This is a genomic window from Halopiger aswanensis (assembly GCF_003610195.1).
Classification (GTDB): Archaea; Halobacteriota; Halobacteria; order Halobacteriales; family Natrialbaceae; genus Halopiger; species Halopiger aswanensis.
The window spans coordinates 875,409-896,141 of the sequence record NZ_RAPO01000001.1; the positions used below are offsets into that span (position 1 = coordinate 875,409).

The following is a 20,733-nucleotide window of genomic DNA, read 5'->3' on the forward strand; positions in this document are numbered from 1 at the left end:
GGTTAGTATCCGGAGAGCTCTATCCGCCCTTTCGTGACGAAGTTCGACGTTCCCGACGGGTGGGGCATCTCACCGATCGCACCGATCATGAGGAGCCACACGATGACTCGTTCACCCTGGATCGGCTGGTCGTCGACGTACTGCGCCGGGTGATAGTGGCGGGAGGGGATCCCCTCGTCGTACAGCCGTTGGGCCTGATACTCGCCCGGTCCGATCTCCGACTCGTCCCGTCTGACGACGACGAGCTCCAGATCGTCTCGGAGGGGGATATCGATCGTTTCCGTCCCGTCGGGATTACTGAACCGGGCGATCATCCCCGGCTCGCCCTCGAGGTAGAACTCCGATTCGGGGGTCGTCCACTCGTCTCCGTCGAAGAGTTCTATCGCGACGCCGTCCGTGGTGCCGGGCGTGATGTCGATGGCCTTGGCCGACGTGTAGTGTTGGACGACCGGCTCCTCGTAGGAGCCGTTCTCGCCGTACGACTCGGCGGATTCTTCGACCTTCTGAACGAACTGCGTGACGAATCCCGGGCCGGCACGTCGGAACACCGGCAACAGGACGCCGTCCGAGTAGAACTCGTACGCGAGATCGTAGTTGTACGGCCCGAAGCGGAACCCCGAGTGGAAGTCGATGCTCTCCTGGCCGATCGCGCTCGAGTGGAAGTGGCTCTTGAGTTGGAACCCGGTCGGCGTCTCGTCGCGAGCCGGGAAGTCGAGTTTCGCGAGCATCCCCGGGCCGCCCGGGTTCGACGAGTGGATGTCCCAGAAGAGGAGATCGCCGCTGAACACCGTGTCGTCGTCCGGGAAGTACCACTCTCGCGTGTTCCGCCCCTCCCGCGGCGGTAGGTAGTACCCCGTGAACGTGTACGGCGTGTCCATCGCCTCGAACACCGGACTCCCCTGAAACGACGCCGCGACGGTTACCCCCTGGGTGTCGGCGGGCGTCCACTCGATCTCCCATCCGTCCTGTTCGAACGACTCCGACGGCGGTTCGATCCGGTGGTACCCCTCGTTGGCCGTGTAGTACGGCCGCTGTTCGGTCGGCACGTCCGGGACGGCCTCGAGTACCGATTCCGATGCCGGCTCGATGGACGCGGCGAGTTCGTACGGCGGAAACTCCACGGCGTGGTCGAGCACCGCGGCCTCGATGATCTCGGGGTTTTCGGGGTCCGACCCGTCGATAAACGCGCTAATTATCCGCACTTCGTCGCCGTCCTTTACGTGCAGGACCGCGGTGCCGCCGTGGCCGTGCTGGAGATCCCCCTGGCCGAGCCCGGTGTATCCCCCGGTTGCGCCCTTCCACGAGGGGTACCAGTCCCGCTCGCTCACGTCGCCGAAGGCGTCGCGGACCACCTCGTGGTTGAGGATCGCCTGACCGATCACCATCTGGCCGGGCGTCTGAGTCACCGTCCACTCGATGTCCTGGGGATCGGTGATCTGGAGCGCGACGATCTCGTCGCGACGGCGGTCGATGAGGCCGTAGACGGTTTGTCGGTTCTTCGCGGTCACGTCGAACTGGGCTTCCTCGCCGTCGGGAAACCCGTCCACTTGAACGGTCATGTCCGTCGGCCCCTGGAGACTGATCGTCTCCAAGTGGTTCGTGAGGACTTCGTACGCTTCGAACCCGCCGACCCAGTCGCTGACGATGTCGTTGACCGCCGGATCGGCCAGCAGCGTCTCGATCGCTTGGCGCTTTCGATAGGCGTGCATTCGCTCGTAGTTCCGGTTGGAAAACTGCCGGACGGAGGCGAAGTCGGCAGTTTCCAGCCGGAGTGCCGGGACGTCCACCGCCGGCGGTTCGTCCGTCGACTCCGAGGCGTTCTGCGTCTCCTGGCCCCTACTGAAGGCGCTACACCCCGCGATCGCTGCGCTGGTGCCGCCGATCGCGGCCAATTGCAGGTATTTTCGTCGAGTGAAATCGTCGTCCGCTGTCACAATACGACCAGCTATTCCACTCTAGTACAGGAACGTTTGCATGGTTGACAGACGATGAAAATAATCGTTCCGTGGCTATCGGCGCTGATGAGTAGTTGCCGACGAGCATGCCGCTGGCGCGATGCGAGGGCGGTCCGGACCGAAAACGGCGAGCGAGACCGACGAGTCGACTATTCGGACGCGTCTTCCGCTTCCGCCGACTCGACGCGCTTGCCCGTCTCCATCGGGATCACCGTGCGGTCGGCGCCTTCCCACTCCTGTTCGAGTTCGCGGCCCTCGAACAGCCGGTCGAGGAAGACGGCGAGGCCGGCCACTTCGGAGTGGGGCTGGTTCGTGACGCCGACGTTCCAGTCGGCCTCCTCGTAGACGTCGAATGGAACTTTTTCGGACCCGACGACGATTAGCAGCGGCTCGCCCCCGCCGGTGTCCTCGTCCGCTCCCTTGCTCTCGTCCCCATCGTCGGCCTCGCCCTCCCCACCGCTCGAGTGGGCCGCTCGAATCTCGTCTTCGACGTCCTGCACGCGCTCGCCGTACATCGTGAGGTGAACGACTCGTCCCTCCCAGTTGCGGATGAGCGCCTTCGGCGAGTCAGTCAGTTCGGCCTCGAAGGGGCCGCCGAAGCGGTCGGTGATGTCCGCGACGGTCTCGAGCGACTGGCCGGCGTTGTCGGGGAACCAGACCCGATCGGCCCCCAGCGCGCGGGCCGTGAGGCCGACGTGGGTCGTCATCCTGTCGTCGCGCCCGGGCCGGTGGCCGAGCCGGAGGACGGCGACGTCGGGTTCGTCGTGCATGCTCGTACCCACTCCCGGGCGCGGTTAGGGGGTTTCGTTTTCGCGGTCGTGCGCTGACGACGCCGACACGCTGATCGCGTATCGTGATCCGACCGAGCAGTACGCTCGATCGCTCGAGTACCGTTATTTGTTCGCAGATAGCACACTCCCTCATGGAGAAAATCAACGAACGCGACCTCGAGTGGAAAACGTACGACCGCGAGGAGACGACGTTCCGCCGGAAGGAACTCTCGAGCGCCGTCGACGCCGACGAGTTGGGCTGCAGTTGCTACGAACTGCCGCCGGGCATGCGCTCGTGGCCCTACCACTACCACACCGCCAATGAGGAGGCGCTGTACGTATTGGCCGGCGACGGCCAGTTACGAACCGAGGACGGTCCCGTTTCGCTGACGGCGGGCGACTACGTGACCCTCCCCGCCGACGAAAGCGGCGGCCACCGCGTCGTCAACGACGGCGCGGAACCGCTGCGCTACCTGGCGATTTCGACGATGAACGAACCCGACGTGACCGTCTACCCGGAGCTGAACAAGCTCGGCGTCTTCGTCGGTTCGCCGCCCGGCGGCCGGGACGAGCGATCGCTCGAGGGCTACTACGAGATGGACGACGACGTGCCCTACTGGGACGCGTAGCTGGCGCCGTCCGGTGGGGTCAATCACGATACAGCGACGGACGGTTGCTCGAGCGCGCCGATAGGCTTTTTCCGGTGCGTGCGAGATAGTCGCACAATGATCGCCGTGGTAGCCGCACGCAGGGGACGGATACGGGAACGAGAACGGGAACGGGTGAGCGAGCCATGACTGGCGCTCGCGAGTGGCTTCAAACGGCCCGCGAGGAGCGGTGGGGAATCCTGACGGATCTGGCCTTCGCCGTCGTCTGGGTGACGATCGTCGAGACCATCAATTTCCTCCTCGGCCCGCCGACGCTGGTGTACTACATGCTCATGCTCGCCGGCATCGTCGCGTACTTCGGCTTCGTCTGGAACTTCGAACTCGCGACCGAACGCCAGAAGCAGTAGGATCGAGCGTCGGTTCGGTACTGCTACCGTTCTCCGCGCCTGTAATTCGTCTCGATAGGCCACGTTGAAATCCCTAATTGGTGACGGGTTGTCGAAGCCGTGCTGAATACGGGGCGCGAATACGGAACGAATCAATGTCTATTCGATGGAGAGGCTAATCACACAGTATGGGGAACGTACATATCGTTCCGAGTGTCAATTAAAATAGTATTGGATGTGGATGGTGGTACGAGAGATAGAGATATTTCCAGCGGTCGGTGTGGTTTAGTTCTCGCCACCGGGCGCTTGATGGACTTTCATGGCGGTTCTATAACGAAGTAGAGTAATATTAGCTGCGAAGTTTCGCACACGGGGGATAGAGTATGGATGCAACAGCTTGTCATCACTTTCAACCGATTTGTGCTGAACTAGCTGTTCGGTAAATATACTTATAAAAATACAAATGCTGGTATCGTCAGCAACTCCCGAAGTAGGCGTGTGGATTCCGTTCAACGAACGTTTGAGCCATCTCAGTGGGGAGACAGAGGTCTTGTGCAGCGTTCGGACTCGAACCTGATGGGTTCACACAAACCTCAGTACAAACTCTTGCTTGGTCTTCTACGGCAGCGCCCGTACCACTTACCAAGAGCAAGAGGACAAGAACTGCGAATATTTTTATGGCGATCACTTACAACACCACGTAACACTACGATCACATACAATATAAAACGCCACCTGTCCTAAAACAAAACCGCTAATTCTGCCACATATTTCCTAAACAAAAACGGCGTCTCGAGCGCCGACGCGGCTCAGTCCTCGTCGATGACCAGGACCGGCACGCGGACCGACCGGAGCGTACGCTCGGTAACGCTACCGAGCAACGCCCGGCGGACGCCGGTGCGCCCGTGCGATCCCATGACGACGAGGTCGATCCCGTTGTCGTCGACGTAGTCGGCAATCTGGGAGTGGGGCCGTCCCGCCGAGATGTGCTCGACGGTATCGAGTCCCCGTTCGGCCGCACGATCAGCTACGTAGCCGGTGGCTCGCTCGGCGCGCTCGCGGACCTCGTCCATCTCGCCGAAGCGTCCCTGCTCGATGCGATCGAGCTGTTCACCGCCGAGGGTGAGGCTCATCGAATCGGTATCGACCACGTACAGGGCGTGGAGCCCGGCTTCGTATTTCTCGGCGAGGTCGATCGCGTGATCGATCGCCGCCTTGGACGTCTCACTGCCGTCAGTCGGAACGAGTATTTTCTCGTACATGGTTTCAGTCGTCCGCGGGGGTCTCGCCCCCGTCGGTCACGACGTCTTCGGCGGTCTGTTGCTGTCGCATCGGCTCGGGGCTGTGACACTGGCGGACGACCCGCTTGGTCTCCATGTCCGGCTCGTCGGTCACCAGCGAGACCGCGATGGTGACGATGAAGACGACCGGCAGCGTGATCAGCGCCGATCCGATAGCCGGCATCCACTGGGCCAGTCCCGCCGACAGCGGCGCCTCGAGCGAGGACATGTACGTCGGGACGATCTCGTTGATCATCGGGATGGACCACATGACCAGCCCGGTGGTCATGCCGGCCAGCGCACCTTCGCGGTTGGCGTTCTCCCACCACATGCCGAGGAAGAACATCGGGAACAGCACGGAGCCGGCCAGCGCGAACGCGTAGCCGACGAGCGCGGCGATCGACGACGCGGGGTCGAGTGCGGCCAGCGTGGTCAGCGCGCCCAGCGCGACGATCGAGAGGCGGCCGACGAGGATCTGCTGGCGCTGCGTCGCGTCCTCGTTGATGATGTTCGTGTAGATGTCGTGGCTGATCGCCGAGGAGCCGGCGATGAACAATCCGGCGATCGTCGCGATCGCCGCCGCGATACCGCCGGCGGCGACGAGGCCGACGAACCACTGGGGCAGTTCCGCCAGCTGGGCCGCCAGCACGACGATGACCTCACTGGCTGCACTGGCCATACCGGGATCGCCGTACGTCGCGCGGACGTTCTCCGAGTAGAGGCTCGTCCCGAACGCCGCGAACGCCGGCGCGCTCCAGTACAGGATGCAGATGAAGAACAGCCCCCAGACCGTCGACCAGCGGGCCGTTCGTTCGCTCTCGACCGTGTAGAACCGCACCAGCACGTGGGGCAGTCCGCAGGTCCCGACGATCAGCGAGAACGTCGTCGCGACCCACAGGTAGTAACTCGAGGTCGCGAACGGTTCGCTGAACTCGCTTCCGAGACTGTCGATCAACATGCCGTACTCGAGTTGGGGCAGGACCGTCGAGTAGCCCTGCGTCCAGCCGACGGCGTACAGCCCGGCGACGAACGCGATGATGAGGATCGTGTACTGGACCGCCTGGTTCTTCGTGGCGCCCAGCATGCCCGACAGCGTCAGGTAGCCGACGGTGATGATCATCATGGCGACGACCATCACCTGATAGCCGTCGAGGCCGGGAATGAGGCCGCCGTAGTCGCCGAAGATGTACAGGCCGACCAGCGCCATCCCCTTCGCCTGCCCGATGGCGTAGACGAAGCCGATGAGGAAGGTCGTGATCGCCGCGATGGCGCGCGCGCCGTCGGAGTTGAAGCGGTCGCCGACGAAGTCCGGCGCGGTGTACTTCCCGAACCGGCGCAGTTGCGCGGCCATGAAGATCAGCAGGATGAAGTACCCCGTCGTCCAGCCGACGACGTACACCAGCCCGTAGAAACCGGCCAGTGCGATGGAGGCTGCCATGCCGAGGTACGACGCCGCGGACATCCAGTTGGCGCCGATCGCCATCCCGTTCTCGACGTTCCCGATCGAGCGGCCGGCGACCCACATGTTTTCGGTGTCGGCCACGCGGAAAACGAACCCGATCGCGAGGAACAGTCCCAGCATCGAGACGACCAGGATGGCCGGGAGCAGCTTGAACGAGATGTCGAGCGACTCCGGCAGGAGACTCTCCTGGAGTGGAACGGGCGGAATTCCCGTCATTCGTCGGCACCTCCGTCAGCGGCCGTCGCACCGCCGCCGCGCTCGGTCGTCTCGACGGTCGCGTGGTCGATGCCGTACTTCTCGTCTAACGCGTCCCGCTTGCGCGAGTACCAGAACGACAGGATCAGCGCGCTCGTCGGCGCGCCGAACGCGACCAGGAAGTAATGCAGCGGGAAACCGAGCACCGGCATCTGGGTCGTCATCGCGTCCGTGGCCAGGTACGTCAGCGTTACCGGGCCCCAGACGGCGAGCACCCAGATGGCGAAGCCGGTCCAAACGATGCGCAGATGATCGCGCATGAACGGCGTGCTCGGCTTGAGCAGGTTGACCTCCTGACTGAGGTAGTCGGTGTTTCGATGGGCCTGGCCGTGCTGTCCGGCCACCCCGCCGTCCGTCTCGAGGTTGCGAGACCCCTCCGAACGGCCGTCTTTATCTCCCGTCGAGTTGCGTGAGTTATTATCTGGCATAGTATCGTGCGTGAATCGTCTTCTCGTGTATATTATTAATAATTAATGGGGATCGATTAGTCCCCGGCGACCTGTTCCTCGATGTCGTCGACGACCTCAGGGTTGCGCAGCGTCGAGGTGTCGCCGAGTTCGTTGCCGCTGGCGATGTCCTCGAGGAGGCGACGCATGATCTTGCCCGAGCGCGTCTTGGGGAGTTCGGGCGTGAAAATCACTTCTTCGGGTCGGGCGATCGGCCCGATCGCGTCGACGACGCCTTCGATGACCCGTTCCCCGAGTTCGTCGTTGCCTTCGTAGCCGTCTTCGGGGATGGCGTAGACGTACACCGCCTCGCCTTTGACGTCGTGATCGCCGCCGACGACGGCGGCCTCGGCGACGCCCTCGACGCCGACGACCGCCGACTCGATCTCCATGGTGCCGAGTCGGTGGCCGGAGACGTTGATCACGTCGTCGACGCGGCCGAGGATGGTGATGTAGCCGTCGTCGTCGATCTTCGCCCCGTCCTCGGGGAAGTAGACCCACTCGTCGGCCTCCTCGTCCGAGTACTCGTCCCAGTACTCCTCTATGAACCGCTCGTCGTTCTTGTAAAGCGTCCGGAGCATGCCGGGCCACGGTTTGTCGACCGTGACGTAGCCGGCTTTCCCGGCGCTGACCTCCTCGCCCTCGGCGTCGACGACCTTGGCGCTGATACCCGGCAGCGGCGGTCCGGCGGAGCCGGGTTTCATGGTGTTGATCGCCGGCAGCGTCGTGATCATCATGCCGCCGGTCTCGGTTTGCCACCAGGTGTCGACGATCGGACACTCCTCGTCGCCGATGTGCTTGTAGTACCACTTCCACGCCCGCGGGTTGATCGGCTCGCCCACGGTTCCCAGCAGCCGCAGCGAGGAGAGGTCGTGTTCTTCGGGGTACTGCGAGCCCCACTTCATGAACGCGCGGATCGCCGTCGGCGCCGTGTAGAACACGTCGACGCGGTTCTTCTCGACGATCTCCCACAGGCGGTCCTTCTCTGGGTAATCCGGCGTCCCCTCGTACATCATCGTCGTCGTGCCCAGCGCGAGCGGGCCGTAGACGATGTAGGAGTGGCCGGTAATCCAGCCGATGTCCGCCGAACACCAGTAGGTGTCCTCGGGTTTGATGTCCAGCACCGAGTGGCTGGTCCAGGCCGTATACGCGAGGTAGCCGCCGGTCGTGTGCTTGACACCCTTCGGTTCGCCCGTCGTCCCCGAGGTGTACATGAGGAACAGCATGTCCTCGGCGTCTCGAGAGACGGGGTCGACCGACGCGCCCTCGTGTTCTTCGACGAGTTCGTCGTAGTCGTGCTGGTTGTCGCCCAGCGAGTGGCTGAGCGCGTCGCCGAGTCGGTCGACGACCACGACGTCGGAGACCTCGTGCTCGACACCCTCGAGGCCCTCGTTGGCCTTCGAGATGTGATCGAGGGCGTCACCGCGGCGGTAGTAGCCGTCACAGGTGACCAGATACTCGCTGTCCGCGGCGTTCATCCGCGTCGCGAGTGCGTCTGCGGAGAAGCCAGCGAAGACGACGCTGTGGGGCGCGCCGATGCGAGCGCAGGCGAGCATCGCGACCGGCAGCTCCGGGATCATCGGCATGTAGAGGGTGACGACGTCGTCCTCCTCGACGCCGAGATCCCGCAGCGTCGCGGCGAACGCCTCGACTTCGTTCAGCAGTTCGCCGTAGGTGTAGGTGCGAGTCTCCCCCAGTTCGCCCTCCCACTTGATCGCCGCGCGGTTCTTCGCGCCGTCCTCTACGTGGCGATCGAGACAGTTGTACGACGCGTTCAACTCCCCGCCGGTGAACCATTCGTAGAACGGCGCGTCGCCGTCCTCGAGGACGGTGTCGTACTCCTCCTCCCAGGACAGCAGGTCGGCCGCGCGCTCCCAACACTCCGGCCAGTTCTCCTCGAACTCCTCGTATATCGACGGATCGGCGACGTTCGCCTGCTCGACGAACGACTCGGGGGGCTCGAACGCCTCTTGCTCCTCGAGTCGCGCCTCGAGACTGACTTCCTCCTGTGACATGGTACAACACAATCAATGCACAACCATGATACTAAAAGCAGCCTCTAGTTGTACAAAATCGATCGCCGGGCCGAGCGACTCGCGACCGTGATTCCGTCATCCCAACGCGTGAAACAATCGACCGTAGTGATACGAACGGCCGGACTAGCGAGCGACGAGAACGAGACGGTGGCGGGATTCGGGACGCTCATCGCGGTCTACGGCGGTGATTCGATGCCCACCCTAGAGAGTTAGTATTAGATTATAGATAGTAGGGGCATTCTAGGTGCGTAGGGTCACCCCTCGGGACGGGTCGCTGGATCGGGTTGGCGACTCGTCACTCGGCGCCGGCTTCCGCACTCGCCTCGTCGCCCTCTCGGCGCTGGCCCTCCGACGGATCGTCGAAGAACGTCCGCAGCAGTTCGTGCTGGGCCTTCCGGAGGTGATTGTGCAGCGTCGGCGAGGAGACGCCCATCGCGTCGGCGATCTCCTCGGCCGTGCTCTCGCGGGGCCAATCGTAGTAGCCGCCGAAGTACGCCGCCCGCAGGGTCGCCTCCTGGCGGTCGGTCAGTCGATCCTCGAGTCCCTCGCGGAACTGCCGGGCGGTCTGGACCGTGCGTTCGGCCTCGCGCTTGCCGACGAGTTCGCTGTCCGGGTACGTCGCGCGGAGCCCGTCGAGGATCGTCCGGAGGTCGGCGTCGGCCGCGCACTCGCCGGTGATCGTCGCCGTTCCGTCCTCGACGACCGCCTCGCGGACGGTCACGCCGTACTCGGTGAGCGTCAGCGTCGGCGCCGATCCTTCGACGACGAACTCGAGGCGACCGCCGTTCGGCCGAGTCTCGACCAAGCGCCAGTCGGCGATCCCCGGATCCGCTTCGGCGAGTTCGAAGACCGCGGCGGGCGACGCGCCCTCGAGATCCAGGTAGTAGAGGTGCGTCGACTCCGAGACGGGGACGAGCGAGTCGAGTTCGAACCGGCAGCCGAGTTGCTTCGAGGCGTCGACGAAGAACGAACGGTCGTCCCGGCAGGCGATCTCGATCTCCACGACGCGGTCGGATAGCAGCAGGTTCCGGCGCCGAACGGCGGTGATGACGTAGCCGACCAGCCGGCCGATCGTCTCGAGCCACGCCCGCTCTTCGTCGTCGAACGCGTCCGGGCGCTCGGTCGCGACCGCGAGCGTTCCGTAGACGGTGTCGCCGTACGCGAGGGGGACGCGAGCGATCGCCCCGTCGAACGCCGTGCCGTCGATGTCTGCCCTGACGTCGGTGTCGACCGTCACCGTGGCTGCGGCTCCGTCATCCCCTGCGACCTGGGACGGTTCACCGGCTGCCCCCTCCGCCGACTCCGGTGCGTTCGGATCGAGCGTCGCGGGTTCCATTGGCGGGTCAACAGCAGGCTGTTCGCCAGTCGCCGGTCGCTGGCTCCCCTCGTCCGGATGCAGTCGGTCGACGTCGGCGGGGTCGATACCGCTCGAGACGCGCCACTTCCGGGGCCGATCCTGTCCGGCCGGCGGTCGATCGCCGACCGTCGGCCGATCGATCCAGGCGAACGCGTAGGCGGGCCCGTCGACGAGCGTCTCGCAGGTCGTGGTCTCGACGGTCTCGTGGTCGGTCGCATCCAGCAGCGCACGCGTCAGGTCGCGGTGTCGACGGGCGATCGCCGCGCGGCGCTCGAGGGCGTCTCGCTCGCCCCGGACCGACTCGAGTTCCTCGTGATAGGCCGAAATGTCGCGGAAGAAGACGGCGAACCCGCGGTGGCGGCCGCGGTCGTCCCGCAGCGGCGTAATCACCTCGGTCGCGCGGAACCGGGTGCCGTCCTTGTGGACCCGCCAGCCGCCGTCCTCGTAGCCCGATTCCTCGAGAGCGGCCGATAGCACCCGCTCGGGAACGCCGTCCTCGACGGCCTCGTCCGGGTAGAACGTCGAGACGTGGGTGCCGACGATCTCGCCGGCTCGGTAACCGAACATCGCGGCGGCGCTGCGGTTCCAGCGCTCGACGTAGCCGTCCTCGTCCAGCCGAACGAGAGCGTACCGGTCGCTGGCGGCCAGTAGCAGCCGAATGACGCTGTCGTCGCCGATCACGGGACCGGTGCCGTCCTCGGAACGCCCGTCGCGCGGTCCCGACGGCCGTTCGACGGTCTCGAAGGCGTCGACGAGCTCCGCCTCCGTCGGCTCGGCGAGATAGGGCTCGAGGGCCTCGAAACTCCGCCAGCCGCCGGCGGCCTTGACGGCACGGGGGTTGACGTCGTGATCGACCAGCGCCCGTCGGGCGAAATACCGGCGGAGGTCGCTCGAGGAGACGTCCTCGAGCGCGGGATCGTCGACCAGATCGCTCGCTCGATCGGCGACCTCCGAGACGAGCATCTGGAGTCGCCGCGGCGTGACCGAGAAGATCCGGTCGTCGGTCGAGAGCCCGTTACTCTTTGCGTACCGCCGAAGCTCCCGCTCGACGTGGGTCGGCAGGTAGGCGACTCGGCGGTCGCGGTCGTCGATCGCGGGCACGCGCACGAGATACCGCGGCGGGTCGATCCGCACCTGCTCGACGTCGTCGACCGTAAGCTCCGCTAACTCCGCGGGACGGAGACCGACGTCGCCACAGAGGCGAACGACGAGCGCCTCCCGATACGTCTCCGCGGCGTCGAGCAGCGCCTCGTACTGCCGCCGGGAGAGCACCGGCGAGTCGGCCCCCAACTGACTCATGTTTCGCTTGTTTCGCTTGTTCCGGCGTCGCGAACATAATTGTGTCGTCTCTCGTCGCCGTTCTCGAGCACTTCTCGTGAAAATCGCAATCGTACAACCCGACGCTATTTCGTTTCTGTAGAATCTGCGAAACGGAATTCACTCGGAGCCGCTCTCTGCCTGAATCTCGCCGACGATCTCCGGGTTCCGCAGCGAACTCGTATCGCCGAGATCCTCGCCGTTCGCGATGTCCTCGAGCAGTCGGCGCATGATCTTGCCCGAGCGCGTCTTGGGCAGTTCGGGCGTGAAGACGATTTCGCTCGGTTTCGCGATCGGCCCGATCGTCGACTCGATGCTGTCGACGATCCGTTGTCGAACCCTGGCGTCCGGATCGTGGCCGCCCGCCGTGCTCACGTAGGCGTAGATATCGGTGCCGTTGACCTCGCTCGAGCGGCCGACGACCGCGGCCTCGGCGACGCCGCTGACGTCGGTGATCGCGCTCTCGATCTCCATCGTGCTCAGGCGCCGCCCGGAGACGTTGATCACGTCGTCGATGCGGCCGAGCACCGTGATGTAGCCGTCCTCGTCGATCGCGGCGGCGTCGCCGCTGAAGTAGACCCACTCGTCGCGGTCGGGGTCGGAGAACCGGTCCCAGTACTCCGAGCGGAAGCGGTCGTCGCCGTCGTACAGCGTCCGCGCCATACCGGGCCACGGGCGGCCGATGGTGAGGTAGCCGGCCTGGCCGGGTTCGACCGGGTCGCCCGCTTCGTCGACGACCGCGACGTCGATCCCGGGGAGTCCGGGGCCGGCCGCGCCGGGTTTCATCTCGTCGATGCCCGGCAGCGTCGAGACGATCACCGCGCCCGTCTCGGTCTGCCACCAGGTGTCGACGACCGGACAGTCGCCGCGGCCGATGTGCTCGCGGTACCAGTTCCACGGCCGGGGACTGATCGGCTCGCCGACGGACCCCAGCAGGCGCAGCGACGAGAGGTCGTGCCGGTCGGGGTAGTCCGACCCCCACTTCATGAACGCGCGGATCGCCGTCGGCGCCGTGTAGAAGACGTCCACCGCGTTCCGGTCGACGATTTCCCACAGCCGGTCGCGGTCGGGATAGTCCGGGGTGCCCTCGTACATCACCGTCGTCGTCCCCAGCGCGAGCGGGCCGTAGACGATGTAGGAGTGGCCGGTGATCCAGCCGATGTCGGCCGCACACCAGTAGGTGTCCTCGGGCGTGATGTCCAGGACGGCGTGGCTCGTCCACGCGACGTGCGCGAGGTAGCCGCCGGTCGTGTGGACGACGCCCTTCGGCTCGCCCGTCGTCCCCGACGTGTACATGAGAAACAGCATGTCCTCGGCGTCTCGAGAGACCGGTTCGACGGTTTCGCCGGCGTACTCCCGACAGAGGTCGTGGTAGTCCCGCTCGTCGTCGCCGAGCACGTGGGGGAGGTCGTCCCCGAGGCGGTCGACGACGACCGTCTCGACGTCTCGATCGACCGAGAGGCGGGCGTTGTCGGCCTTGCTCTTCTGGTTGAAGGCGTCGCCCCGCCGGTAGTAGCCGTCGCAGGTGATCAGGTACTCGCTCTCGGCGGCGTCCATCCGCGTCGCCAGTGCGTCGGCCGAGAGTCCGGCGAAGACGACGCTGTGGGGCGCGCCGATCCGGGCACAGGCCAACATCGCGATCGGCAACGCGGGGATCATCGGGAGGTAGATCGTTACCACGTCGTCCTCTTCGACGCCCAACCCGCGCAGCGCCGCGGCGAACTCGTTGACCTCGACGTACAGGTCCCGGTAGGTGTAGGTCTCGCGCTCGCCGTGTTTCCCCTCCCAGCGGATCGCGACGTGGTTCTTCCGGCCCGCCTCGAGGTGACGGTCGACGCAGTTGTAGGCGGCGTTCAGTTTCCCGCCGGCGAACCACTCGTAAAAGGGGGCGTTCCCGTCGTTCAGGACGGTGTCGTACGCCTCGTCCCAGGAGAGGAGATCGGCCGCCCGCTCCCAGCAGTCCGGCCAGTCTCGCTCGAACGTCTCGTAGATCCCCCCGTCCGTGACGTTCGCCTGCTGGGCGAACCAGTCGGGAGGGCTCCGAGGCGACCCGGTCGGGACGGGCCGATCCCGTCCCCACCCGTTCCGATCGACCATGTTTCGAACCGAAGTCGGTCAGCGGAATAAACGTTCCTCCGAATCGATTTGAATTCGCGGTGACATCGCGGCCGTCGCCGGCCCGGCCGTCAGTCGAATCGGAAGAACTGCCGGTCGTCGCCGCGGCCGTCGCCGGACGGGGAGACGACGATGACGTTACCGGCCGTCGTCCGCGCGAGGTCGGCGGGGAGCGTCTCCAGTTCGGGGTGCCAGCCCGTCGCGCCGCGGCGCGCGCTCACGAGGACGGCGAGGTCCGTCTCGCCGACGGCTCGGAGCCGGTCGCGAGCGCCGGGCCACCCGTCCACCCCGTCGACGGTCGCCGGTACGTCCGGATCGACCAGCTCGAAGAGGCGCTCGTACCGGTCGGGCCGCCGGTCGACGGCGAGCCCGCGGAGCGACGCGCCGATCCCGTCCGCGAGGTCTGCGAGCGTCCGGACCGTCCCGTAGAACCCCTCGTTGCGGTCGATCCCCGGCGGCAGGACCGCGACGATCTCGTCCGTCGTATTGAGCGGTTGCGAGAGGCGTGCGACCAGCACCTGCTGGCTCGTCCGCTCGAGGAGTCGATCGATCACGGTGCCGAACGTCCGCCATCGCGACGGGCTCCCGTCCCAGCCGACGATCAGCGTCGTGATCCGGTTCTCGAGGGCGGCGCGGCCGATCCCGGCGGCGACGTCGTCGTCGATCCGGGTCTCGAGTTCGATCGGGACCTCGGCGCCGGCGGTGTAGGCCTCGGTTTCGGCGAACGACGCCTCGATCTCGGCGATTTCGGCGTCCGTGTTGCGCTCGGGCTCGGGCCCGTCGGGATCCGGACGGGCGACGGTCGCGACGTAGAGCGGCTGGGCCGCTTCGGGCTCGCGGATGGCCACCCCGAGGTCCACCAGCCGCTGGCGGTTCGTCGAGGGGTCGGTCCGGCTCGGGAACGCGAGCATGAGCCGCTGGGGCGCCGTCGCCGGATCGTACGCGGCGCGGTCCGCGGCGCGAACGAGCGCCCGACCGTAGCGGTCGACGACCGCGGGACTGAAGACGCTGACGACGAGGATCATCACCACGACGGCGTTCACCATCGCCTCGTCGAGCAGCCCCACCTCGAAGCCGATCAGGACGATCGCCAGCGCCGCCGCGGCCTGGCCGACCGAGAGGCCGAACATGACCATCGTCTCGTCGCGGGTGTAGCCGTAGCGCTCGGCCGTCAGCCACGCCGCGGCGTACTTCGTCGTCGTCACCAGCACGAGGAACGCGACGGCGATCGTCACCGTCTCGAGGCCGGCGGTCAGGACCCGCACGTCGACGAGCATCCCGACCGACAGCAGGAAGAAGGGGATGAACAGCGCGTTCCCGACGAACTCGATCCGGTTCATCAGCGGGCCGCTCTCGGGGACGAGCCGGTTGAGCGCCAGCCCGGCGAGGAACGCGCCGACGATGCCCTCGACGCCGGCGGCCGCGGCGAGCGAGGCGGCGGCGAACAGCACGACCATCACGAACAGGAATTCGAAGTAGCTCTCCTGCTCGACCGTCCGGAAGAACCACCGGCCGAGTCGCGGGACGAGCAGCCAGACGCCCGCGAAAAACACGGCGAGCTTGCCGGTCAACTCGAGCCAGAACAGCGGTCCGATCGCGCCCCGCTCGGCGGCGACGACGACCGCGAGCACGAGCAGGGCGAGCGTGTCGGTAACGATCGTGCCGCCGATCGTCGCGGTCACGCTCTCGACCGTCGCGATGCCGAGTCGACTGACGATCGGGTAGGCCAGCAGGGTGTGCGAGGAGAAGATCGCGGCGAACAGCGACGCGGCGCCGAACGACAGGTCGAGCGCGGCGACCCCGACGACGGTGCCGATCGCCTGCGGGACGACGAACGAGAGCACGCCGAAGACGACGCTCCGATCCCTGTACGCGATAAACTGCGAGAGGTTGATCTCGAGTCCGGCGACGAACATCAGGTAGACGATGCCCACCTCGCCCAGCAGCACGATCGTCTCGTCGCGCTCGAGCAGGCCGGCGCCGTTGGGTCCGATCGCCGCGCCGACGACGATGATGCCGACGATCCCCGGAAGCCGGTAGCGCTGGAGGACCAGCGGCGCGGTCAGGAAGACGAGCATCGCGAGTCCGAAGATGAGGATCGGATCGCGGACGGGGACGGGACCAGGAGCCGGTGCGGAAAGCAATACTGACAGTATCGGTAACGGGTGCATCACTCTTGCCGACGGCCCGTCGACGGTCGGGTTCGCCCGCGGCCGGCGTACCGCGGCGCGGTCCGCGTCGCTCGTGGCCGGTATCGCAGTAGTCGACGACGATCGTGGTGATTACTAAGCGCCGGTTACGGGCGCCGCTTTATCCGCCGACGGCGATCGCGGCGGTCGTTTCGTCCGTTCTACCGGCCGCCCTGGATCGTTGCGAGACGCCGGTGCTCGAGCGCGCTCGGCGGGGACGTGCTACAACTTACAACTCCGACGTCGAGTCGATGTCGGAGATGTCGGCCTCGTCGACGGCCTCGCCCGGCCGGCGAACGACGTAGACGTCGTACCGCTGGTCGCTTGCGACCGGGTTTCCGACGCTCGACTGGGGTGCGATCACGGAGCCGGCGTTCTCCGAGCCGATGAACACCACGCTCGCCTCGATCTCGGCCGCAACGCGGCGGATCTCCCGGACCACGTTCGTCGTCGAGGTCGCCGTCGGCTCGTCCGAACTCACCCGCTCCGTGTGAAACGTCGCTTCAGGCGCAACGTCCATCGCCCGCTCCCGAATCCCCGATTCGATCGCGTCGGGATCGAACGGTTCTCCCTCCGTGATCCAACCGCGATCCCGCGCGTACTCGGGATCGTCCGGAATCACCGTCAGCACGACCACTTCCTCCTCGAGCGCCTCGCTGAACGTCGTGGCTCGCTCGAGCGCGTCGGTTGCGAGCCGGGACGCGTCGAACGGAACGAGCAGTGACATACGTCGGTCTCCGACGACCGCAGAGGTAAATGTTCGGCCGAGTTCGACGCTCCCGTTCGGTCTGTAGCGGTCCGCGTCGTTCTCTCCGGGCGCTCCCGGCGCTCGAGGGGTTTCCTTTCTCACCGGTGAAAAATTGGTTTATTCTACGCTCGAGCGCGGGCGTGATCGGGCGCGTCAGCCTTGCTGTTCGCGTAGGCGTTGTAGGCCGAGAGGGCTGCGACGAGCAGTCCGCCAGCGGCAGTGGTCATCGCGAGTTCGCTGCTGCCCATCTCGATTACCGCCGGCGAGACGAGCGCCCACAGGCCGAGTAGCGCGGCCAGCGAGGCGACGCCGACGCTCGCCAGCCGGTCTTTCGACAGGCGGTAGAAGTTATAGCCGGCGAGCAGGAAGATGCCCGTCCCGACGAGCGTATCGTTCCAGGTCGCCGTATCCGTCGCCTCGAACATGAACGGGTAGGCGACCAGCCCCAGTCCGGCCAGGGCAACGATCGCGCTCACCCACTGCATCGTGTCCGTGTTGAGGGTGTTCCGGCGGCGGTCAGTCTCGGCGGTACGGTTCGCTTCCGAATCGGTCGGTGTTTCACTCATCGTTATCTCCACACGTGGCGAGTCGCCCGCGAAGGAAAGGGGCCGAGGCTGCGCTCGCCGGGCCACGGACTCGAGGCGTTCGCGTCTGCCGATCAGTTCGTCACCTAGCTGTACGCGAGTTCCACGACCGAGTTCGAACACCGAACAGGACTCGAGTATCGATGTGCGGGACCGGATTCGAACTACGCGAAGACGTGCTCGCTCGCGGCTTCGCCGCTCGCAATCGCGGTCGCATAGCGACCGCGCTCTCGCTGCGCGCGTCTTCCTTCCGAAGGCACGGTGCAGAACCTGCGGCTCGCGGAGTTGCTCGCCGCAGAACCATGCGCGGGACCGGATTCGAACCGCGAGGACTTCGCTCCGCTCGTCCTCTGGGCCGCGAATCCGGTCGACGATACTCACGGCTCACGGAATTGTTCGCCGTGAGAATGCGCGGGACCGGATTCGAACCGCGGTCGCAGCGAAGCTGCTCCCTGCTTCGAATCCTCGTCGCGATGCTTCTCCTCGCGTAATTGCTCGGAAAAACATGCGCGGGACCGGATTCGAACCGGCGGACCCCTACGGGACAGCGTCCTAAGCGCTGCGCCGTTGGCCTAGCTTGGCTACCCGCGCTCACACACGGGTTTTGCCGACCCGAGTAAGAAGCTGTCGATCCGTAAGACCGATGCACTACTGATGTTTTACCGGCTCCTCCGGCGACCAGTCCGGCGGAACGATAAACGTCACGTGCTCCGGATCGCGAAGCTGGTGTAGCTCCGCGGCCTGTTCGGCCAGCGAGCGGTCGCGGTACGGCATCTCGAGGCCGCACCCGGTACAGACGAGTTTGCAGGTTGGTTCCTTCATGACGTGTGGCGAACAGGCCCGACGGAGCCGGGCGACGGCGGTAGACTACGGTTCGGTCCTGTCGGGCTTTAGTAGTCGTCTCCTAGTGAAACGAGGGAAGAACGGCCGATTCACCGACTCGTTACTAGCTGAACGTTGGCGGGAGTAGCACCGTCTTGCGGCGACATGGAACGATTTCGGGCAGAAACGGACGACGTTATTGGCCAGTGAATTGATTTCGGCGTGCAACGGCGAAAGGACGGCTACGGGGGCCGTTTCACCGGGATTACCCGTTTCTTCTTACGTCGTTACTCCGCAACGTGGCACGGAGAATCGTCAGTTGCGACCGGTCGTCCCGTAAAAGCGCTCTTTACGACGAACAGTACGAAATCGTTTGATAGACGATTGACTGACTGTGCCACCGCTTCGGTGACGAACCTATCGATACCGAGACGCGTCTGCTCCATTCCGGCGACCAGAGCGATCGTACCGCGATCGAGGCGGCCGACTCGAGACCTACACCGCGGACTTATGCCGGTGGGGACGGTACCGCGTCGTATGCACAGCGCCCGGGATCGGATCGAGTACGAACCGTGGCTCGAGGAACTCGAGCAGGTCGCCGAGCGGCTGGAACTGTCGACCGAGGCGCGGTCGTGTGCGGTCGATCTCTTTCTCGCGGACGTGCCCGACGACGACCGCTCCAAACGCGCGATGCTGGCCGCGAGCATCTACGCCGGCTCGCTCGTCGCTGGCGACGGCCGAACGCAGGGAGCCGTCGCCGACGCCGCGGACGTCTCCCGGCTGTCCATCCAACAACACTGGAAGGATCGGCTCGAGACGGCCGGCCTCGAGCCGCCGGGCTGGTGACCAGTCGGATCGATCACTGGTCGGATCGGTGACCGGTCGGACCGGCGGAGGGCCGCTCGCGGAGTCGCATCTGATCGGGCCTCATAACCGTTTCCCCGGTAACGCGGTGTAGGCGCCGAGTAGAGACTCCGTTTCGACCCGTAATCGCCTGATTCAGTTACACAAAAGCCGGAATCGCGCGTCGGATCGGTCTCGATCGGCAGCGGACGAGACGGTCTTAGAGTCCCAGTTCCTCGAGCAGGGTCTGGGCCGCCGCGCTCGAGGATTCGGGGCCGCGGGCGGTCAGCAGGTCGCCATCGACGGTGACGCTCGTGTCTTCCTCGAGTTCGGCGTCCCACTCGCCGCCGGCGGCTTTGACCTCGTCCTCGACCCAGTAGGGAAGCTTGCGGCCGCTGGGCATCAGGTCGTTCTCGTCGACGATGCCTTCCTCCCATTCGTTGGGGAAGCCGGTCACGTCGCGGCCGTTGACGAGGAAGGCGCCGTGGCTGTCGCGGGTGAACGCGAGGATACCGACGGCGTGACAGACGACCAGCGCCTTGCCGTCGTCGCCCTCGACGGCGTCCCGCAGGAGCCGTCGCGCGTCGTGGTCCTGATTCACGTCCCACTCGGTGCCGTGGCCGCCGGGGAAGACGACGACGTCGTACTCCTCGGCGTCGGCCTGCGCGGTCGGAATCGGATCGTTCAGTCGCTCGTCAGTCTCGTGGACCTCCTGGATGTGCTCGGCGGTCTCCTCGCCGACCTCGTCGGGATCGATCGAGCGCTCGTCGATCTTCGGCGGATTGCCCGACGGCGTCGCGACCGTGATCTCGACCCCCGCCTCGGAGAGCGTCTCGAGCGGTTCGACACATTCCTCTCCCCAGTACCCCTCTTCGCTGACGACGAACAGTGCGTCAGTCATGTGTGTTCGGCCCTAGGGGCAGCAGCCTAAAAACGTCCAGCCCACCCCTCGGTTCTGCCGCAATCCGGGCACCCAACCTGTTCGAGACGGTGATCGTCAGGACGATCGCGAACAGTCTTTTTCGCCGTTCCGCGCGTAGAGACGCTAGGTGTTACCATGGCAGACCGATCGGACCCCTTCGACAGCATCACGGAACTGTTCGAGAGACTCTCCCGGCAACTCGAGACGGCCGCGCGCTCGTGGGACGCCGAGATGGACGTCCGCGACGGGGGCGGCAGCCGGTTCGACTTCTCGATGACCCACTCGTCGCCGAGCCTCGACCTCGCCGACGAGGGCGAGGAGTTCGTCGTCACCGTCGACGTTCCCGGCTACGACACCGAGGACCTCGAGATTCGGCTTTCCGGCGAGACGCTCTCGATCAGGGGCGAACGCGAGCACGAGGCAGAACGCGGCGGAGACGGCGAGCACGAACAGTACATTCGTCGCGAGCGAGCGGTGCAGTCGTTCAACCGACGGGTGCAACTTCCCGACTCCGTCGAGGCCGACGACGTCAGCGCGACGGTCAACAACGGCATTCTGACGGTCCAACTGCCGAAGCGTGAGCCCGCGGACGAGTCGACATCGATCGATATCGAGTGAGCGGGTACGTCGCCCGCGGT

17 protein-coding genes and 1 tRNA gene are annotated in these 20,733 nt (G+C 65.6%); 4 read left to right on the forward strand and 14 right to left on the reverse strand.

From position 1 onward, the window contains the following. Positions 1–2: 2 nt before the first annotated feature. Both ATJ93_RS04250 and ATJ93_RS04255 read right to left on the reverse strand, forming a co-directional pair. Positions 3–1,934, reverse strand: coding sequence for a hypothetical protein (locus ATJ93_RS04250; protein WP_120243360.1), 1,932 nt, complete (start codon positions 1,932–1,934; stop codon positions 3–5). Between the two features lie 170 nt (positions 1,935–2,104). Further along, the gene (locus tag ATJ93_RS04255) at positions 2,105–2,725 is read right to left on the reverse strand and encodes a tRNA (cytidine(56)-2'-O)-methyltransferase (protein ID WP_120243361.1); all 621 of its coding nucleotides are present in this window, start codon (positions 2,723–2,725) and stop codon (positions 2,105–2,107) included. Positions 2,726–2,877: 152 nt separating this feature from the next. On the opposite strand from ATJ93_RS04255, the gene ATJ93_RS04260 reads away from it, so the two are divergent. Both ATJ93_RS04260 and ATJ93_RS04265 read left to right on the forward strand, forming a co-directional pair. Next, complete coding sequence (locus ATJ93_RS04260; RefSeq protein WP_120243362.1) at positions 2,878–3,354, forward strand: cupin domain-containing protein; 477 nt, start codon at positions 2,878–2,880, stop codon at positions 3,352–3,354. Positions 3,355–3,518: 164 nt separating this feature from the next. Beyond that, positions 3,519–3,740 (forward strand): hypothetical protein, encoded by a 222-nt coding sequence (locus ATJ93_RS04265; protein ID WP_120243363.1) that lies wholly within the window; start codon positions 3,519–3,521, stop codon positions 3,738–3,740. Positions 3,741–4,528: 788 nt separating this feature from the next. Here the strand turns inward: ATJ93_RS04265 and ATJ93_RS04270 are convergent. The 11 genes from ATJ93_RS04270 to ATJ93_RS23490 form a co-directional block, all read right to left on the reverse strand. Beyond that, on the reverse strand, positions 4,529–4,981 hold the full coding sequence (locus ATJ93_RS04270; RefSeq protein WP_120243364.1) for a universal stress protein: 453 nt from the start codon (positions 4,979–4,981) through the stop codon (positions 4,529–4,531). A gap of 4 nt (positions 4,982–4,985) precedes the next feature. Continuing rightward, positions 4,986–6,677, reverse strand: a complete 1,692-nt coding sequence (locus tag ATJ93_RS04275; protein ID WP_120243365.1) for a VC_2705 family sodium/solute symporter — start codon at positions 6,675–6,677, stop codon at positions 4,986–4,988. Then, entirely contained in the window at positions 6,674–7,144 is a 471-nt protein-coding gene (locus ATJ93_RS04280) for a DUF4212 domain-containing protein (RefSeq protein WP_394338791.1), read from the reverse strand. Before ATJ93_RS04280 ends, ATJ93_RS04275 begins: the two co-directional genes overlap by 4 nt. Before the next feature lie 56 nt (positions 7,145–7,200). Next, on the reverse strand, positions 7,201–9,177 hold the full coding sequence (acs, locus tag ATJ93_RS04285; protein ID WP_120243366.1) for an acetate--CoA ligase: 1,977 nt from the start codon (positions 9,175–9,177) through the stop codon (positions 7,201–7,203). A gap of 316 nt (positions 9,178–9,493) precedes the next feature. Then, on the reverse strand, positions 9,494–11,854 hold the full coding sequence (locus ATJ93_RS04290) for a bacterio-opsin activator domain-containing protein (protein ID WP_120243367.1): 2,361 nt from the start codon (positions 11,852–11,854) through the stop codon (positions 9,494–9,496). Positions 11,855–11,992: 138 nt separating this feature from the next. Beyond that, positions 11,993–13,969, reverse strand: a complete 1,977-nt coding sequence (gene acs, locus ATJ93_RS04295; protein WP_120243368.1) for an acetate--CoA ligase — start codon at positions 13,967–13,969, stop codon at positions 11,993–11,995. Positions 13,970–14,058: 89 nt separating this feature from the next. After that, positions 14,059–16,158, reverse strand: a complete 2,100-nt coding sequence (locus ATJ93_RS04300; RefSeq protein ID WP_120243369.1) for a cation:proton antiporter — start codon at positions 16,156–16,158, stop codon at positions 14,059–14,061. A gap of 247 nt (positions 16,159–16,405) precedes the next feature. Continuing rightward, positions 16,406–16,903: a universal stress protein gene (locus ATJ93_RS04305; RefSeq protein ID WP_120243370.1), complete on the reverse strand. Its 498-nt coding sequence runs from the start codon at positions 16,901–16,903 to the stop codon at positions 16,406–16,408. Positions 16,904–17,046: 143 nt separating this feature from the next. Then, complete coding sequence (locus ATJ93_RS04310; protein ID WP_120243371.1) at positions 17,047–17,490, reverse strand: SPW repeat domain-containing protein; 444 nt, start codon at positions 17,488–17,490, stop codon at positions 17,047–17,049. 524 nt (positions 17,491–18,014) lie between these two features. Further along, a tRNA-Leu gene (locus tag ATJ93_RS04315) sits at positions 18,015–18,099 on the reverse strand. A 57-nt stretch (positions 18,100–18,156) separates the two neighbouring features. Then, on the reverse strand, positions 18,157–18,330 hold the full coding sequence (locus tag ATJ93_RS23490; protein WP_006674019.1) for a hypothetical protein: 174 nt from the start codon (positions 18,328–18,330) through the stop codon (positions 18,157–18,159). A gap of 537 nt (positions 18,331–18,867) precedes the next feature. Here ATJ93_RS23490 and ATJ93_RS04320 point away from each other — a divergent pair. Then, complete coding sequence (locus ATJ93_RS04320; protein WP_120243372.1) at positions 18,868–19,176, forward strand: cyclin family protein; 309 nt, start codon at positions 18,868–18,870, stop codon at positions 19,174–19,176. 217 nt (positions 19,177–19,393) lie between these two features. Here the strand turns inward: ATJ93_RS04320 and ATJ93_RS04325 are convergent, their stop codons facing one another. Continuing rightward, the gene (locus tag ATJ93_RS04325) at positions 19,394–20,074 is read right to left on the reverse strand and encodes a type 1 glutamine amidotransferase domain-containing protein (protein ID WP_120243373.1); all 681 of its coding nucleotides are present in this window, start codon (positions 20,072–20,074) and stop codon (positions 19,394–19,396) included. 156 nt (positions 20,075–20,230) lie between these two features. Here ATJ93_RS04325 and ATJ93_RS04330 point away from each other — a divergent pair, with 156 nt between their 5' ends. Further along, on the forward strand, positions 20,231–20,713 hold the full coding sequence (locus ATJ93_RS04330) for an Hsp20/alpha crystallin family protein (RefSeq protein WP_120243374.1): 483 nt from the start codon (positions 20,231–20,233) through the stop codon (positions 20,711–20,713). The last annotated feature ends 20 nt before the right edge of the window (positions 20,714–20,733 follow it).

Excerpts from the sequence above, each read along its gene's own strand:
- ATJ93_RS04255 (WP_120243361.1), bottom strand. The coding sequence starts at position 2,725 with ATGCACGACGAACCCGACGTCGCCGTCCTCCGGCTCGGCCACCGGCCC.
- ATJ93_RS04260 (WP_120243362.1), top strand. The coding sequence starts at position 2,878 with ATGGAGAAAATCAACGAACGCGACCTCGAGTGGAAAACGTACGACCGC.
- ATJ93_RS04265 (WP_120243363.1), top strand. The coding sequence starts at position 3,519 with ATGACTGGCGCTCGCGAGTGGCTTCAAACGGCCCGCGAGGAGCGGTGG.
- ATJ93_RS04270 (WP_120243364.1), bottom strand. The coding sequence starts at position 4,981 with ATGTACGAGAAAATACTCGTTCCGACTGACGGCAGTGAGACGTCCAAG.
- ATJ93_RS04275 (WP_120243365.1), bottom strand. The coding sequence starts at position 6,677 with ATGACGGGAATTCCGCCCGTTCCACTCCAGGAGAGTCTCCTGCCGGAG.
- ATJ93_RS04280 (WP_394338791.1), bottom strand. The coding sequence starts at position 7,144 with ATGCCAGATAATAACTCACGCAACTCGACGGGAGATAAAGACGGCCGT.
- acs (WP_120243366.1), bottom strand. The coding sequence starts at position 9,177 with ATGTCACAGGAGGAAGTCAGTCTCGAGGCGCGACTCGAGGAGCAAGAG.
- ATJ93_RS04290 (WP_120243367.1), bottom strand. The coding sequence starts at position 11,854 with ATGAGTCAGTTGGGGGCCGACTCGCCGGTGCTCTCCCGGCGGCAGTAC.
- acs (WP_120243368.1), bottom strand. The coding sequence starts at position 13,969 with ATGGTCGATCGGAACGGGTGGGGACGGGATCGGCCCGTCCCGACCGGG.
- ATJ93_RS04300 (WP_120243369.1), bottom strand. The coding sequence starts at position 16,158 with ATGCACCCGTTACCGATACTGTCAGTATTGCTTTCCGCACCGGCTCCT.
- ATJ93_RS04305 (WP_120243370.1), bottom strand. The coding sequence starts at position 16,903 with ATGTCACTGCTCGTTCCGTTCGACGCGTCCCGGCTCGCAACCGACGCG.
- ATJ93_RS04310 (WP_120243371.1), bottom strand. The coding sequence starts at position 17,490 with ATGAGTGAAACACCGACCGATTCGGAAGCGAACCGTACCGCCGAGACT.
- ATJ93_RS23490 (WP_006674019.1), bottom strand. The coding sequence starts at position 18,330 with ATGAAGGAACCAACCTGCAAACTCGTCTGTACCGGGTGCGGCCTCGAG.
- ATJ93_RS04320 (WP_120243372.1), top strand. The coding sequence starts at position 18,868 with ATGCACAGCGCCCGGGATCGGATCGAGTACGAACCGTGGCTCGAGGAA.
- ATJ93_RS04325 (WP_120243373.1), bottom strand. The coding sequence starts at position 20,074 with ATGACTGACGCACTGTTCGTCGTCAGCGAAGAGGGGTACTGGGGAGAG.
- ATJ93_RS04330 (WP_120243374.1), top strand. The coding sequence starts at position 20,231 with ATGGCAGACCGATCGGACCCCTTCGACAGCATCACGGAACTGTTCGAG.